Below are 13,151 nucleotides of genomic sequence, written 5' to 3' on the forward strand. Positions count from 1 at the left end.
AACACGGAAGTTAAGCTCTTCAGCGTTGATGATAGCCGGGGGTTCTCCCCCCGTGAAAGTAGATCGCTGCCGGGCGAGTTCAACCGTTTCCCTTTTCGGGGAAGCGGTTTTTTTATATTTTTTTCCTTTTTCTCTATGCTACAATAAACATACTAATCATTAGGAGGGAGAAAAGCTATATGGATATTGTGCCTATCGGGGATCATGCCTTAAGTGTGCAATTTGAAAATGTGATTTCTCCCTCCGTGAACCGAAAGGTACACCGGCTGTATGAAGCTTTAACAAAAGAACGGCCGGAGGGGATGAGTGAGTGTGTTCCAGGCTACCGCGCATTGACTGTCTATTATAATCCCCTGCAAATACAGTACGAACGTCTTTACGAACTCATTTATAAAATGTTTGAGCGCATGGACAAAGCATCGGAAGGTGCATTGAAAACGTACTATCTGCCGGTTTGTTATGACGTATCATTTGGACAGGATATCGAACGTCTTGCAGCAGATAACGAACTGTCTGTAGACGAAGTGGTGGAGCTGCACAGCAGTTCATCCTATTTTATTTATATGCTGGGCTTTACTCCGGGTTTTCCTTATCTCGGCGGGCTTGATGAACGACTTCATACTCCCCGCCTGGAAACACCAAGAGGAAAAGTGGAAGCCGGATCTGTTGGCATAGCCGACGCTCAGACAGGTGTGTATTCGATTGACAGTCCGGGAGGATGGAACATTATTGGTAAAACTCCGGTGCCTTTGTTCAATGCAGCGCACGATAAACCTGCGCTTCTAACCCCGGGCCATCTGCTCCGGTTTGAGCCTGTCGCATATAAGAAATACGCTGAAATTGAAAAATCTATCGGCCGTGGAGGGTACAGCATCCGTGTAGAAGAGGAGGGAGAGGTATGATCATTGATCTAAATTGTGACCTGGGGGAAAGTTACGGTATTTATACCCTGGGCATGGATCAGAAGGTGCTTCCTTTAGTGTCATCGGCGAACGTTGCCTGCGGAGGTCATGCGGGCGATTCGGCAGTGATGGCGCGTACAGTTGCTCTTGCCAAACAGTATGGTACGGCCGTCGGTGCCCACCCCGGCTTTTTGGATAAAGAAGGGTTTGGCCGCAGATACATAGCGATGGATGAAGAAGAAATTTATCAGCTTTGCCTCTATCAAATTGGGGCTCTCCATGCCTTCTGCTGTGCAGCGGACGTGCAGATGCAGCATGTAAAACCGCACGGGGCCTTATACAACGCTGCTCTTCGCGATTCCGCTGCTGCCAGAGGAGTGGCGCGGGCAGTGAAAGATTTTAATGAAAATCTCCTTTTATTTGCCCCTGTTCATACAGAGCTGCAGGCAGCGGGGGAAAGACAAGGCTTGAGGGTAGCAAAGGAAATGTTTGCAGACCGTACCTATACTGCTGACGGAACGTTGACTCCAAGAAAAGAGCAGAACGCCTTCGTCGATAAACCTGAAGACGCTGCCGCCCAGGTGCTTGATGTCCTTCAGGAGGGAACAATTAAAGCAGTGGACGGCACAGCTGTAGCAATGGAAGCAGATACCATATGTGTACACGGGGACAATGAACAGGCGGTTCTGTTTATTCAACATTTAAGGAATCAGCTTGAGCATCAAGGAGCTTCGGTGCAGGCAGCGGGGGAATTTATATGAACAAAACGCCTGTCTGCACCGTACAAAAAGCAGGGCTCTTTACGACTATCCAGGATACAGGCCGAACCGGATATCAGCACCTCGGTGTACCGGTCTCCGGAGCGATGGATCTGTATGCGCTCCGGATGGGGAACATTCTCTGCGGCAACTATTTGTCCGCAGCCGGACTGGAGCTGACGTTAATGGGACCGACCCTTACGTTTCACGAAGAGACGGTTATTGCGGTTACAGGTGGAAACTTGCAGCCGGAAGTAAATAAAGAACCCATTCCAATGTGGGCAACGAGAAAAGTTTACGCAGGAGACGAACTGACCTTTAACGGCCCGGCACACGGAGCACGTGCCTACTTTTGTATTGCAGGAGGCCTGGAGGTGCCAGTCGTTTTAGGAAGCCGCTCGACGTACACAAAAGCTGGCATAGGAGGGATGGAGGGCCGTGAGCTTGAAAGCGGCGATACCCTGTATCGCGGCAACGTAAGTGCTGCTCCAAAGCCCTTTGAACGCCGGCTCCCCCCGGCGAGTATTCCAGTTTATGAAAAACAACAGACGCTCCGGGTAGTGGCTGGTCCGGAATTTGATAAATTAACAGCGGAAGCTGGAAAGAGACTGCTCCGGGAAGCTTATGTGGTGACCCAGGAAGCTGATCGGATGGGTATCCGGCTCCAGGGTCCGGAAGTGTCTTTGCTTGGTACTGGGGATATTATATCGGACGGGGTGGGGTTTGGAACTATTCAGCTGGCATCAGACGGCCAGCCGATGATTTTAATGGCTGACCGGCAGACGACGGGAGGTTACGCCCGTGTGTTAAATGTCATCAGTGCCGATTTATCGAAAGCTGCCCAACTGCAGCCAAATGCTTCTGTGGTGTTTGAGCAGGTAACGCTTGAGGAAGCGCGAATCGCTTTCAGGCAGATGCATCGTTCGCTCGAAGACGTGTACTTTGCTGTGAATAATAAAAAATGGCGATAAAATATTTAAAAACCCCTTGTGCTCATTTATCCTGCGTGGTAAGATAATAATTGTCTTGTTGAGAGACACCATGCATAGTGCGGTGACAACAGCGAAGAGGATCCACCCGTTCCCATGCCGAACACGGAAGTTAAGCTCTTCAGCGTTGATGATAGCCGGGGGTTCTCCCCCCGTGAAAGTAGATCGTCGCCGCGCTATACCAAATCGCGGGATAGAGCAGTCTGGTAGCTCGTCGGGCTCATAACCCGGAGGTCGGAGGTTCAAATCCTCCTCCCGCAACCAATTATACTAATCCATTAAAGCCTTAAAGGCTTTTTTTTATGAAATAAATTGCAATAAATGAAGCCGGAAACCAAACTACCCTTTGTGCAGCACGCACAGAGGGTAGTTTTTGGATAAAAGCGAAGAGATGCTTTTTTCGTTTACTGTACGCGATTGCAAGAATACGATAAACTAGCAGGAGACTATTATGAGAGATCATTGAGGAGCAGTTTATGCCAAACGATGAATTTGACTGGATTAATGAACGAAGACCAACGCGGACCTTCCAGGAACGGCTGGAAGTAGGAATAGGTGATGACGCGGCGGTGTACCGGCCGCTTGCGCATATGAATGAAATTGTCTGCGTGGATACGATGATTGAAGACGTGCATTTTCGAAAAGATACGATGAAACCATTTGATATCGGCTTTAAAGCGCTGGCTGCAAACATTAGCGACGTCGCTGCCATGGGAGGCGTGCCGCATTTTTACGTGATATCGATTGCAATAACGCCCGGCTGGTCCGAAGAGGAATTAAACGAACTGTACCGGGGAATGAATGAACTGGGTGCACGCTATCAGATGGATATGATTGGCGGAGATACGGTATCCTCGCGTCGCGACTTAATGGTGAGTATTACGGTGATCGGTGCGGTGGAAGAAAAACAGCAGCTGCTGCGAAGCTCTGCGGAACCTGATGATATTGTGTTTTTAACCGGACCGGTCGGTATGTCCGCTGCCGGACTCGAGCTTCTGCTCGAACGGACAAGGGACGGGGCATACTCTGAGCGGGAAAAAGCATTGATTGCCTATCATCAGCGGCCGGTGCCCCAGGTAGAGGCAGGACGTCTGCTGGTGGAATGCGGTGGCCGTATTGCCTTGAATGATATAAGTGACGGGCTGGCAAGCGAATGCTGTGAGATTGCGGAGGCTAGCGGTGTTTCGATGGAACTGGACTTTTCCGGGCTTCCCGTCCACGAAGCTATGGAGCAGTTGGAGATTCAAACAATGAAAAAGCATATGTTTTACGGCGGAGAAGATTTCGAACTGGTCGGAACGGCTGCTTCTTCCGATTGGAAAAAGCTCAGCAGGAGATTCGAGCAAGCCGGACTTGCACTGTATGCGATTGGAAAGGTTTCAGAGGGGAATGGAGAAGTGTTCCTCCAGGAAAACGGCTCCCGTACAAAGCTGGAAAAATCAGGCTATAATCATTTTCGTCCATCATAAGCAGCAGAAAGGAAGAAACGCTATGACAGAGTGGGTCATCCACACTTCGTCTCCGGAGGAAACGGCGGCGTGGGGAGAGCTTTTGGGCCGATACGCGGAGGCAGATGAAAAAATATGGCTGGTCGGCAGTCTCGGAGCAGGGAAAACACATTTTGCCAAAGGCTTTGCCAGAGGCCTGGAAGTTACCACAATGGTGAATAGCCCGAGCTTTACGATCGTTAAAGAATATCAAGGACGGCTGCCTTTGTTTCATATTGACCTTTACCGGCTGTCAGAGGAGGAAGCAGAGGAAATCGGCATTGAAGAATACTTTGAGGCAGGTGGAGTATCGCTGTTGGAATGGCCGGTTCGTCTGGAAGCATGGCCGGAGGATCGTCTGGAAATAGATATTCAATACACCGGGGAAACGAGCAGGCAATTGACTTTGACAGCCGTTGGCGAGCGGTGGAAGGCAAAGATGAAGGAGTTGCAGAACGATGAAAATGCTCGCAATTGACACATCCACGCACGTGCTGGGCATCGCTCTTGCAGATGAACAGAAAATTCTCGGAGAATATACTACCAACATTAAAAAAAATCATTCCGTCCGTCTGATGCCGGCGGTGGAATCACTGATGAAAGAAAGCGGTGTTGTCCCGGAAGATCTGGATGCGGTGGCAGTAACGACCGGGCCAGGCTCCTACACCGGCGTGCGCATCGGAGTAACAACAGCCAAATCATTGGCCTGGGCTTTAAATATCCCGCTTTATCCCGTATCAACGCTTCAGGTATTTGCCCAAAACGGTCTCGGATTTCCAGGTCTCGTTTCCCCACTGATTGATGCGCGAAGAAATCAGGTCTACACGGCGGCTTTTTCCGGAAGTGCGGAAGAAAACGCAGTAGTACGTCAAATGAAAGACCAGATCATTCTGCTCCCGGAATGGCTCGAGGTGCTGGAGCAAACCCAGGAACAAATTCTGTTTGTCGGAGAGGACACGGAAAGCCGGCAGGAGCTGATCCGGGAACGACTTGGCAGCCGGGCGGTTTTTGCAGACTGGACGAAACAGACAATCCGTCCGGCGGAAATTATCCGGATCGCCCGCACCGCCGGCGAAGCACAGGATGCACACGCAGTGGTGCCGGAATATGCCCAGCTTGCCGAAGCAGAAAAAAATTGGCAGAAAGCCCAAAGCGGGAGATCCGAATGAAAGCAGAAATACTGATCCGGATGATGAGTGCCGACGATATAGACAATGTGATGGAAGTAGAACACAACGCCTTCTCGATGCCGTGGAGCCGGCGAGCGTTTGAAAATGAAATGTACAACAACCAGTTTGCCCATTATCTGGTGGCGGAAGTCGCAGGCAGAATTGTCGGCTACTGCGGGGTGTGGATCGTCATTGACGAGGCGCATGTAACCAACATTGCGGTGCATTCACGCTACCGCGGACGGAAAATTGGCCAGGAGCTGCTGGCCAATTTAATGGAGCTTGCCTACACATACGGGGCCCGGACGATGACGCTCGAAGTGCGTGAAACCAATGAAACGGCCAGGAACCTGTACGATAAATTCGGATTCGTGCCCGGCGGTGTGCGAAAAAATTATTATATGGACAATAATGAAAATGCGATAGTAATGTGGGTGAATATGAATGAACGAGCATGAACCAATAGATATTTTGGCTGTGGAAACGAGCTGTGACGAAACAGCTGCGGCAGTTATCAGAAACGGCACCGAGATCCGGTCCAACGTCGTCCTCTCCCAGATGAAAAGCCATAAACGCTTTGGCGGCGTCGTGCCCGAGGTCGCTTCGAGACATCATGCGGAATCCATCACCCAGGTAATGGAGCAGGCCCTCGAGGAAGCAGGAAGCTCATTTTCTGATTTGTCCGCCGTGGCGGTAACGGAAGGCCCGGGACTTGTCGGGGCGCTTCTTGTCGGCGTGAACGCCGCAAAAGCGACAGCCTACGCGAAGGGGCTGCCGTTGATAGGCGTTCACCATATTGCGGGTCATATTCAGGCGACCCGGCTCGAGGCGGAGTGGGAGTACCCAGCTCTTGCCCTCGTTGTATCCGGCGGCCATACGGAGCTGGTGCTGATCAAAGAAGAAGGGGAGTATGATCTGCTCGGCCAGACAAGAGATGATGCCGTGGGAGAAGCATATGATAAAGTCGCACGTACTCTCGGCCTGCCGTATCCCGGCGGCCCGGAGCTCGACAAACTGGCTAAAACCGGAGCACCGACCGTACCGCTGCCTGTGGCGTGGCTTGAGGAAGGTTCGTATGATTTCAGCTTCAGCGGATTGAAATCAGCCGTCATGAATACACTCCATAATGCCCGCCAGCGTGGGGAAGAACTAGCTCCGGAAGACGTTGCGTCAAGCTTTCAGCAGAGCGTCATTACCGTGCTGACGGAGAAAACGGCCCGAGCGGCAGAAGCCTGCGGAGCCAGACAGGTAATGGTAGTCGGAGGTGTGGCAGCCAACAGCGGTCTGCGGGCTGCGATGGAAGAAAAATTCAGAGAGAGCGGCGTAAAGCTGCAGATCCCGCCGCTTCATTTATGTACCGATAATGCAGCCATGATCGGAGCTGCCGCCTATATCAACTGGAAAAAGGGAAATTTTTCAGGCATGGATTTAAACGGGGTGCCCGGCCTGCCGCTTCATACGTAACAAAAAACCCGTGCTCTCTTTTGCAGAGAACACGGGTTTTGCTGTAACTAGGAACTGGATTCTTCGAGCTGCAGCTCTTCCCATTCCTCCATCAGCTGCTCTAGCTCGCCTCTCAGTTCATTGATTGAGGTCTGATAGCCGGCGGCCTTTTCATGGTCTTCGTATACGTCGGGCTCGAAAAGAGCTGCTTCCTGCTCCTCGACGAGCTGTTCCTTGGCTTCAATATCCTGTTCAATTTGCTCGATGCGGCGCTGCCGCTTGCGGGCCTCCCGCTTGGCTGCTTTGTCGTCTGCAAACGAGGATTTAGCCGCACCGGCATCCTCCTGCTTCGGTCCTTCACGCTCGGCCTGAAGCGCTGCTTTTTCCCGTTCTTCTTCTTTTTTGAACAAATAGTAATCATAATCCCCGATGTAGTTGCGGACGTCGCCGTCCCCCATTTCGAGAATGCGTGTTGCAATCCGGTTCAGAAAGTACCGGTCGTGGGAAACAAACAAAATTGTTCCCGGGTAATCAATCAGAGCGTCTTCGAGCACTTCCTTGCTGTCGAGATCGAGATGGTTGGTCGGCTCGTCAAGCAGCAGAAAATTCGACTTCTGCATCATCATTTTGGCGAGCGAGAGGCGCGCTTTTTCGCCGCCGCTAAGGTCGGACACCTGCTTCAGCACGTCTTCGCCGGTAAATAAAAACTGGCCGAGCACGGTACGAATATCCTTTTCGTTTTCGAGCGGATATTCATCCCACAGCTCCTGCAGGACGGTTTTGCCTGAATTCAGTTCGGCCTGCTGCTGGTCGTAATAGCCGAGATCTACTTTACTTCCGAGCTGAATATGCCCTTCATCCGGTTCAAAGTCTCCCTTGATCGTTTTTAAAAAGGTACTTTTCCCCGTCCCGTTTGGTCCAATCAGCGCAATGCTCTCACCGCGCTGGGCCCGGACATTTAAACGTTCGAACACAGGCGCTTTGTTGTCAAAACGAAAGGTGAGGTCTTCTGCTTTCAATACATCGTTGCCGCTCTGACGGTCGATGTCGAAGCGCAGAGTAGCGGATTTGCCGTCCCGCTGCGGTTTGTCGAGCTTATCCATTTTCTCGAGCTTTTTCCGCCGGCTCTGGGCCCGTTTTGTTGTAGATGCGCGTACGATGTTTTTCTGCACGAAGTCTTCAAGCTCAGAAATTTCCTTCTGCTGCTTTTCATAGGCCTGCATTTCCTGTTCAAACAGCTCGGCCCGTTTTTCCTGAAAGGCACTGTAGTTGCCGTAGAACAAACGGGCTTTCTTATGAATAATTTCGTATACCTTCGTTACGATCTGGTCCAGAAAGTACCGGTCGTGGGAAACGATCAGGACAGCCCCCGGATAACTGCTTAAATACTGCTCGAGCCAGCGCAGTGTATCCATATCAAGATGGTTGGTCGGCTCGTCAAGAATTAAGAGCTCCGGCTTGGCCAGGAGTAGCTTGCCGAGAGCAAGACGGGTCTTCTGGCCGCCGCTTAACGACTGCACCGGCGTGTCGAGGGAGAAGCTGCCAAAGCCAAGACCCGCCAGCACCGTGCGGATGTCGGACTCGTAGCGGTAGCCGCCGCGCGCTTCGAATTCCTGCTGGCGCTGGTCATAGTCGGCCATCAGCTTTTCATAGGCCCTGGCGTCGTCAATAATATCGGGCTCGGACATTTTCGATTCCATACGACGCAGCTCCGCTTCAGCTTTTTGCAGGTGGGTAAAAACATCAAGCATTTCATCCCACATCGTTTTATCACTGTTCAGGCCGGTATGCTGCTCAAGATACCCGAATGTCGTGCCCTTTGGCATCGTGATCGAACCGGAATCATACGAGGATTCACCGGCAAGAATTTTCAGGAGAGTGGATTTGCCGGCCCCGTTTTTGCCGACCAGGGCCACCCGCTCACCTTCCTTTACCTCGAGTTTTATTTGATCAAGTACGGTTTCTGCCCCAAAAGACTTGGTGACACCCGAACATTGAAGTAAAATCATATTTATATAGCTCCTTTAATAACAACTCTGATAGTATCAGTGTATCGTACTTTTCGGCGAAACGCGAAATAGGATACGTCTTGCTGCAGGTAAGCGTTTCGGTACGTTTTCATAGGGACGCATGCTATACTGTCTACAGACAATGACAATACATTTAGGTGGAAATAATTATGAATACAGACCAGCAAAAAATTCCGCAGGCAACCGCAAAGCGGCTGCCCCTATATTATCGATTTCTGGAAAGCCTGTATGCAACAGGCAAAACCCGCGTTTCTTCAACCGAATTGAGTGAGGCGGTCAAGGTGGATTCGGCAACAATCCGCCGGGATTTTTCATATTTCGGCGCGCTCGGCAAGAAAGGGTACGGCTACAATGTACAGTACCTGCTGTCGTTTTTCCGGACTACCCTGGACCAGGATGAGGCGACAGACGTCGTACTTCTCGGCGTCGGGAACCTCGGGAAGGCGCTGCTTCGCTACAATTTCTCCAAAAATGAAAACACCCGGATTGTGGCTGCATTTGATATCAATAAAGACATGGTGGGAGAGCAGATTGGAAATGTGCCGGTGTATCATACCGATGATCTGGCGGAGAAGCTTGAAGAGCATAACGTTTCCGTAGCAATGCTCACCGTGCCGTCCGCCGCCGCCCAGACGACTGGAGAAAAACTGGTGGAGGCAGGCATCAGCGGCATTCTGAACTTTACCCCGGCGCGCTTATCCGTCCCTGCGTCTGTACGCGTGCATCATATTGATCTTGCCATCGAGCTGCAGACGCTCGTGTACTTTCTGAAAAATTATCCGCTGGACAACGAATAGGCTGCCAGCAGGATACTTCATTTATACTGACCCATAAAAAAGGGACCAGCCAACATTCAGGCGGTCCCTTTTGCTATTTCTTCTTTTTCTGCTCCGACATGAGGCGCAGATAGTTGAACCCCATCACGAGGTCGTAGGCGGCAAAGGCAGCGAGCAGAATGCTCCAGAACGACCAGGAGGACTCGCTGACGGAAAAGTACGTAAACATCAGCAGGACTCCGCCGAGCACAAAGTAAAAAAGGGCAGCGGTAGAAGCTTTCATATTACATCAACCCCTGAACAAGCAGAATAAGTGCGCTCTCGGCTTCACGCATAATGCGTTCGATTTCATCCTGGAACAATACCTGAATACCGACCACAAATGCGTTCATGATGGAGTGGACGATTATCGGCACGATGATGCGGCCGGTTTTGACATACAAATAAGCGAACACAAAGCCGATCATAGTGTAAACGAGCAGGTGGGTGAAATCCAAATGCACAGCAGCAAATATCAGGGAGCTGATAATAGCGGCAATAAAAAAGTTCGTTCGTTTGTACAGCGAGCCGAATATAGCTTTACGGAACACCAGCTCTTCGAGAATCGGTCCGATCACAGCTACAATAATGACAAAGGCCGGCATGCTGTTAACAAGCTCGATGATCTGCGCCGTGTTTTCAGACGCCGTATCGATGCCGAGCAGGTTCTGTTCAATCAAACCGGCAACGATCTGACCGGCGTATGCGAGAGCGAACCCGATAAAAATCCAGGCGACGGAATTCGGCCACGGCATTTTTGGTTTATTAAACGCAAGACTTTGGCCTCTTTCAGGAATCAGCAGAATCAAAATAACAATCAAAGCGACGATAAAGCTCGCAAAAATCCAGAAGTACGAAGCCTGCTGTGCGGAATCAAAGCTGCCTACAGCCAAAAGGGCCGGGACGGCAACGATGCCCGAAAGCTGCATAAGTACATAAATAATAACAATGCTCCAGTAACGTGCGGCCATGGAAGGGGATCACTCCTAATCTCTCTCGGTTAAATCCAATTTCGAACGCTCTAATTGTATCACAGGTACCTGCAGGAAGAATAAAGAGAGCGCTTGCGAATTTATGACAATTTTGAAATATAAGGTTAATAAAACGATTAGCAGGGAATGTGAATTCAGGTGCCATCAAGCGCTGGAGTGGGAAAAGGAAGAAAAAATTTTCGCTTCCCTCTTGCAAACAAAGCCCAGGTTGATTAATATAATAATTGGGTTTAGCACTCGAATGGAAAGAGTGCTAACAACAAATGTTGTTACTGTCGTTCCCGTTACATATAACGGACGATGAAAATATTCTAAGGAGGTTGTTTTCCTTGTTAAAGCCTTTAGGTGATCGACTCGTACTCGAACAGGTAGAATCAGAAGAAAAAACCGCTGGTGGTATTGTGCTGCCGGACTCCGCTCAGGAGAAGCCACAGGAAGGACGCGTGGTTTCTGTAGGTGCCGGTGCTGTAAAAGACAACGGTGAACGCGTAGCGCCGGAAGTAAACGAAGGCGACATCGTCGTTTATTCGAAGTTTGCAGGCACAGAAGTGAAATACGACGGCAAAGATTATTTAATCGTTCGCGAAAGCGACATCCTCGCTGTAGTTCAGTAATCAGCTTCATTTCGAAATCATTATTACATTAGGAGGATTTCATCATGGCTAAAGATATTAAGTTTAGTGAAAACGGCCGCCGCGCGATGCTCCGCGGTGTCGACGAACTCGCAAACGCTGTAAAAGTAACACTTGGACCGAAAGGCCGCAACGTTGTTCTGGAAAAAAAGTTCGGTTCCCCGCTTATCACCAATGACGGTGTAACCATCGCCAAAGAAATCGAACTCGAAGACAACTTCGAAAATATGGGCGCGCAGCTCGTATCCGAGGTTGCAAGCAAAACGAACGACATTGCCGGTGACGGTACAACAACAGCAACCGTTCTTGCCCAGGCGATGATTCAGGAAGGCCTGAAAAACGTTACCTCCGGTGCGAATCCAATGGGTATTCGCCGCGGAATGGAGAACGCGACCAAAGTAGCGGTCGAAGAACTCCGTAACGTCAGCAAGCCGATTGAAGGCAAAGAATCCATCACGCAGGTTGGTGCGATTTCTGCAGGGTCTGAAGAAATCGGCCAGATCATTGCAGAAGCAATGGAGCGCGTGGGCAACGACGGCGTTATCACGGTCGAAGAGTCCCGCGGCCTTGATACAGAGCTTGAAGTTGTGGAAGGTATGCAGTTTGACCGCGGTTACGCATCTCCGTACATGGTTTCCGACAACGAATCCATGACTGCAGAGCTAGATAATCCGTATATTTTAATCACGGACAAAAAGCTCACAAGTATTCAGGAAGTACTTCCACTGCTTGAGCAGGTTGTACAGCAGAACCGTCCAATCCTCATTATCGCAGAAGATGTGGAAGGCGAAGCGCTTGCGACTCTCGTTGTTAACAAGCTGCGCGGCACATTCAACGCAGTAGCAGTAAAAGCTCCAGGCTTTGGCGACCGTCGTAAAGCAATGCTTGAAGACATTGCTACACTTACCGGTGGTACGGTCATTACAGAAGATGTAGGCCTTGACCTGAAAACAGCGACGATCGATCAGCTCGGTCACGCCAACAAAATCACGATCGACAAAGACAACACAACGATCGTAGAAGGAAGCGGCGATCCGCAGACGATTGGCGCACGTGTGACACAGCTTCGTACGCAAATGGAAGAAACCACTTCCGAATTCGACCGTGAAAAACTTCAGGAGCGCCTCGCGAAGCTTGCAGGCGGCGTAGCCGTTGTTAAAGTCGGCGCAGCTTCTGAAACGGAAATGAAAGAGCGTAAGCTCCGCATCGAAGACGCCCTCAGCTCTACACGCGCAGCAGTAGAAGAAGGCATCGTCTCCGGCGGCGGTACCGCGCTGATGAACGTCTACAAAAAAGTAGAAGAAGAAATGAACAACACCACAGGCGACGAAGCAACCGGCGTGAAAATTGTTCTCCGTGCCCTCGAAGAACCACTCCGTCAGATTGCGCATAACGCAGGCCTTGAAGGCTCCGTTATCGTTGAGCGTCTGAAAACAGAAGCAGTCGGACACGGCTATAACGCAGCGACTGGCGAATGGGTAAACATGATTGACGCAGGTATTGTCGATCCTACAAAAGTTACCCGCTCCGCGCTGCAAAACGCATCGTCCGTATCGTCCATGTTCCTGACAACCGAAGCAGTCATCGCCGACATTCCAGAAGAAAATGGCGGCGGTGCCGGCGGCGGCATGCCAGACATGGGTGGCATGGGCGGAATGGGCGGCATGATGTAATGTCGCTCGCCCAGCCCTTATGTAGTAAGGGTGCTTCTCGATAGGGAAGGTTAAAATGAGCAGAATGCTAACATTTTGCTAACATTTGAATAGAATTTACTTTAAGCTTCTCATGAGTTCACTGAACTCGTGGGAAGCTTTTTTATGTGAGTATAAATATGAGCAGTCTATTGTGAGCTAACCTGTTGTAAACGCTAAACTAGAGAGAGCAATTTATCACAATTAAGGTAGAGCAGGTTTTCACCAATAAGATGAACCCAT

General features: G+C 50.4%; 14 protein-coding genes, 1 tRNA gene and 1 rRNA gene. 13 read left to right on the plus strand and 3 right to left on the minus strand.

Annotated elements, in window-relative coordinates; all coding sequences use genetic code 11:
- Nucleotides 1–179 precede the first annotated feature (179 nt).
- The 10 genes from pxpB to tsaD all read left to right on the plus strand — a co-directional run bounded on the left by pxpB (nucleotide 180) and on the right by tsaD (nucleotide 6,769).
- Nucleotides 180–902, plus strand: a complete 723-nt coding sequence (pxpB, locus tag ACTRXI_RS15950; protein WP_474264200.1) for a 5-oxoprolinase subunit PxpB — start codon at nucleotides 180–182, stop codon at nucleotides 900–902.
- A complete protein-coding gene (locus ACTRXI_RS15955) occupies nucleotides 899–1,663 on the plus strand; it encodes a 5-oxoprolinase subunit PxpA (RefSeq protein WP_474264202.1) in 765 nt (254 codons plus the stop codon). Before pxpB ends, ACTRXI_RS15955 begins: the two co-directional genes overlap by 4 nt.
- Nucleotides 1,660–2,631 carry a 5-oxoprolinase subunit C family protein gene (locus tag ACTRXI_RS15960; RefSeq protein WP_474264204.1) on the plus strand — a complete coding sequence of 324 codons (972 nt, stop codon included), beginning with the start codon at nucleotides 1,660–1,662 and terminating at the stop codon, nucleotides 2,629–2,631. The genes ACTRXI_RS15955 and ACTRXI_RS15960 overlap by 4 nt, the downstream gene beginning before the upstream one ends.
- A 78-nt stretch (nucleotides 2,632–2,709) precedes the next feature.
- Nucleotides 2,710–2,826, plus strand: a 5S ribosomal RNA gene (gene rrf, locus ACTRXI_RS15965).
- A gap of 10 nt (nucleotides 2,827–2,836) precedes the next feature.
- Nucleotides 2,837–2,913 (plus strand) — tRNA-Met (locus ACTRXI_RS15970).
- Between the two features lie 212 nt (nucleotides 2,914–3,125).
- Nucleotides 3,126–4,118, plus strand: coding sequence for a thiamine-phosphate kinase (thiL, locus tag ACTRXI_RS15975; protein ID WP_474264206.1), 993 nt, complete (start codon nucleotides 3,126–3,128; stop codon nucleotides 4,116–4,118).
- A gap of 22 nt (nucleotides 4,119–4,140) precedes the next feature.
- A complete protein-coding gene (gene tsaE / locus ACTRXI_RS15980; RefSeq protein WP_474264208.1) occupies nucleotides 4,141–4,614 on the plus strand; it encodes a tRNA (adenosine(37)-N6)-threonylcarbamoyltransferase complex ATPase subunit type 1 TsaE in 474 nt (157 codons plus the stop codon).
- The gene (gene tsaB, locus ACTRXI_RS15985; RefSeq protein WP_474264210.1) at nucleotides 4,595–5,305 is read left to right on the plus strand and encodes a tRNA (adenosine(37)-N6)-threonylcarbamoyltransferase complex dimerization subunit type 1 TsaB; all 711 of its coding nucleotides are present in this window, start codon (nucleotides 4,595–4,597) and stop codon (nucleotides 5,303–5,305) included. The genes tsaE and tsaB overlap by 20 nt, the downstream gene beginning before the upstream one ends.
- Nucleotides 5,302–5,763 carry a ribosomal protein S18-alanine N-acetyltransferase gene (rimI, locus tag ACTRXI_RS15990; protein WP_322527301.1) on the plus strand — a complete coding sequence of 154 codons (462 nt, stop codon included), beginning with the start codon at nucleotides 5,302–5,304 and terminating at the stop codon, nucleotides 5,761–5,763. The genes tsaB and rimI overlap by 4 nt, the downstream gene beginning before the upstream one ends.
- Nucleotides 5,750–6,769: a tRNA (adenosine(37)-N6)-threonylcarbamoyltransferase complex transferase subunit TsaD gene (tsaD, locus tag ACTRXI_RS15995; protein ID WP_474264212.1), complete on the plus strand. Its 1,020-nt coding sequence runs from the start codon at nucleotides 5,750–5,752 to the stop codon at nucleotides 6,767–6,769. Before rimI ends, tsaD begins: the two co-directional genes overlap by 14 nt.
- 47 nt (nucleotides 6,770–6,816) lie before the next feature.
- On the opposite strand, the gene ACTRXI_RS16000 is transcribed toward tsaD, so the two are convergent.
- Complete coding sequence (locus ACTRXI_RS16000) at nucleotides 6,817–8,757, minus strand: ATP-binding cassette domain-containing protein (protein WP_474264214.1); 1,941 nt, start codon at nucleotides 8,755–8,757, stop codon at nucleotides 6,817–6,819.
- A 170-nt stretch (nucleotides 8,758–8,927) separates the two neighbouring features.
- Here ACTRXI_RS16000 and ACTRXI_RS16005 point away from each other — a divergent pair, with 170 nt between their 5' ends.
- A complete protein-coding gene (locus tag ACTRXI_RS16005) occupies nucleotides 8,928–9,575 on the plus strand; it encodes a redox-sensing transcriptional repressor Rex (RefSeq protein ID WP_474264216.1) in 648 nt (215 codons plus the stop codon).
- Nucleotides 9,576–9,648: 73 nt separating this feature from the next.
- Here ACTRXI_RS16005 and ACTRXI_RS16010 read toward each other — a convergent pair whose 3' ends face one another.
- Entirely contained in the window at nucleotides 9,649–9,837 is a 189-nt protein-coding gene (locus ACTRXI_RS16010; RefSeq protein WP_413645747.1) for a DUF4305 domain-containing protein, read from the minus strand.
- A gap of 1 nt (nucleotide 9,838) precedes the next feature.
- Nucleotides 9,839–10,564 carry a lysostaphin resistance A-like protein gene (locus ACTRXI_RS16015; protein ID WP_474264218.1) on the minus strand — a complete coding sequence of 242 codons (726 nt, stop codon included), beginning with the start codon at nucleotides 10,562–10,564 and terminating at the stop codon, nucleotides 9,839–9,841.
- 350 nt (nucleotides 10,565–10,914) lie between these two features.
- Between ACTRXI_RS16015 and groES the strand changes: the two genes are divergently transcribed.
- Together groES and groL are read left to right on the plus strand one after the other, a co-directional pair.
- The gene (gene groES / locus ACTRXI_RS16020; protein WP_322527306.1) at nucleotides 10,915–11,199 is read left to right on the plus strand and encodes a co-chaperone GroES; all 285 of its coding nucleotides are present in this window, start codon (nucleotides 10,915–10,917) and stop codon (nucleotides 11,197–11,199) included.
- 44 nt (nucleotides 11,200–11,243) lie between these two features.
- Nucleotides 11,244–12,890: a chaperonin GroEL gene (gene groL / locus ACTRXI_RS16025; protein WP_091616789.1), complete on the plus strand. Its 1,647-nt coding sequence runs from the start codon at nucleotides 11,244–11,246 to the stop codon at nucleotides 12,888–12,890.
- Nucleotides 12,891–13,151: the final 261 nt, after the last annotated feature.

This window comes from Marinococcus sp. LNHM4E3-1 (genome assembly GCF_056034405.1).

Coding starts and splice junctions, on each gene's coding strand:
- groL (WP_091616789.1), top strand. CDS start 11,244: ATGGCTAAAGATATTAAGTTTAGTGAAAACGGCCGCCGCGCGATGCTC.
- tsaB (WP_474264210.1), top strand. CDS start 4,595: ATGAAAATGCTCGCAATTGACACATCCACGCACGTGCTGGGCATCGCT.
- tsaD (WP_474264212.1), top strand. CDS start 5,750: ATGAACGAGCATGAACCAATAGATATTTTGGCTGTGGAAACGAGCTGT.
- ACTRXI_RS16015 (WP_474264218.1), bottom strand. CDS start 10,564: ATGGCCGCACGTTACTGGAGCATTGTTATTATTTATGTACTTATGCAG.
- ACTRXI_RS15955 (WP_474264202.1), top strand. CDS start 899: ATGATCATTGATCTAAATTGTGACCTGGGGGAAAGTTACGGTATTTAT.
- thiL (WP_474264206.1), top strand. CDS start 3,126: ATGCCAAACGATGAATTTGACTGGATTAATGAACGAAGACCAACGCGG.
- rimI (WP_322527301.1), top strand. CDS start 5,302: ATGAAAGCAGAAATACTGATCCGGATGATGAGTGCCGACGATATAGAC.
- ACTRXI_RS16005 (WP_474264216.1), top strand. CDS start 8,928: ATGAATACAGACCAGCAAAAAATTCCGCAGGCAACCGCAAAGCGGCTG.
- ACTRXI_RS16000 (WP_474264214.1), bottom strand. CDS start 8,757: ATGATTTTACTTCAATGTTCGGGTGTCACCAAGTCTTTTGGGGCAGAA.
- ACTRXI_RS16010 (WP_413645747.1), bottom strand. CDS start 9,837: ATGAAAGCTTCTACCGCTGCCCTTTTTTACTTTGTGCTCGGCGGAGTC.
- ACTRXI_RS15960 (WP_474264204.1), top strand. CDS start 1,660: ATGAACAAAACGCCTGTCTGCACCGTACAAAAAGCAGGGCTCTTTACG.
- tsaE (WP_474264208.1), top strand. CDS start 4,141: ATGACAGAGTGGGTCATCCACACTTCGTCTCCGGAGGAAACGGCGGCG.
- pxpB (WP_474264200.1), top strand. CDS start 180: ATGGATATTGTGCCTATCGGGGATCATGCCTTAAGTGTGCAATTTGAA.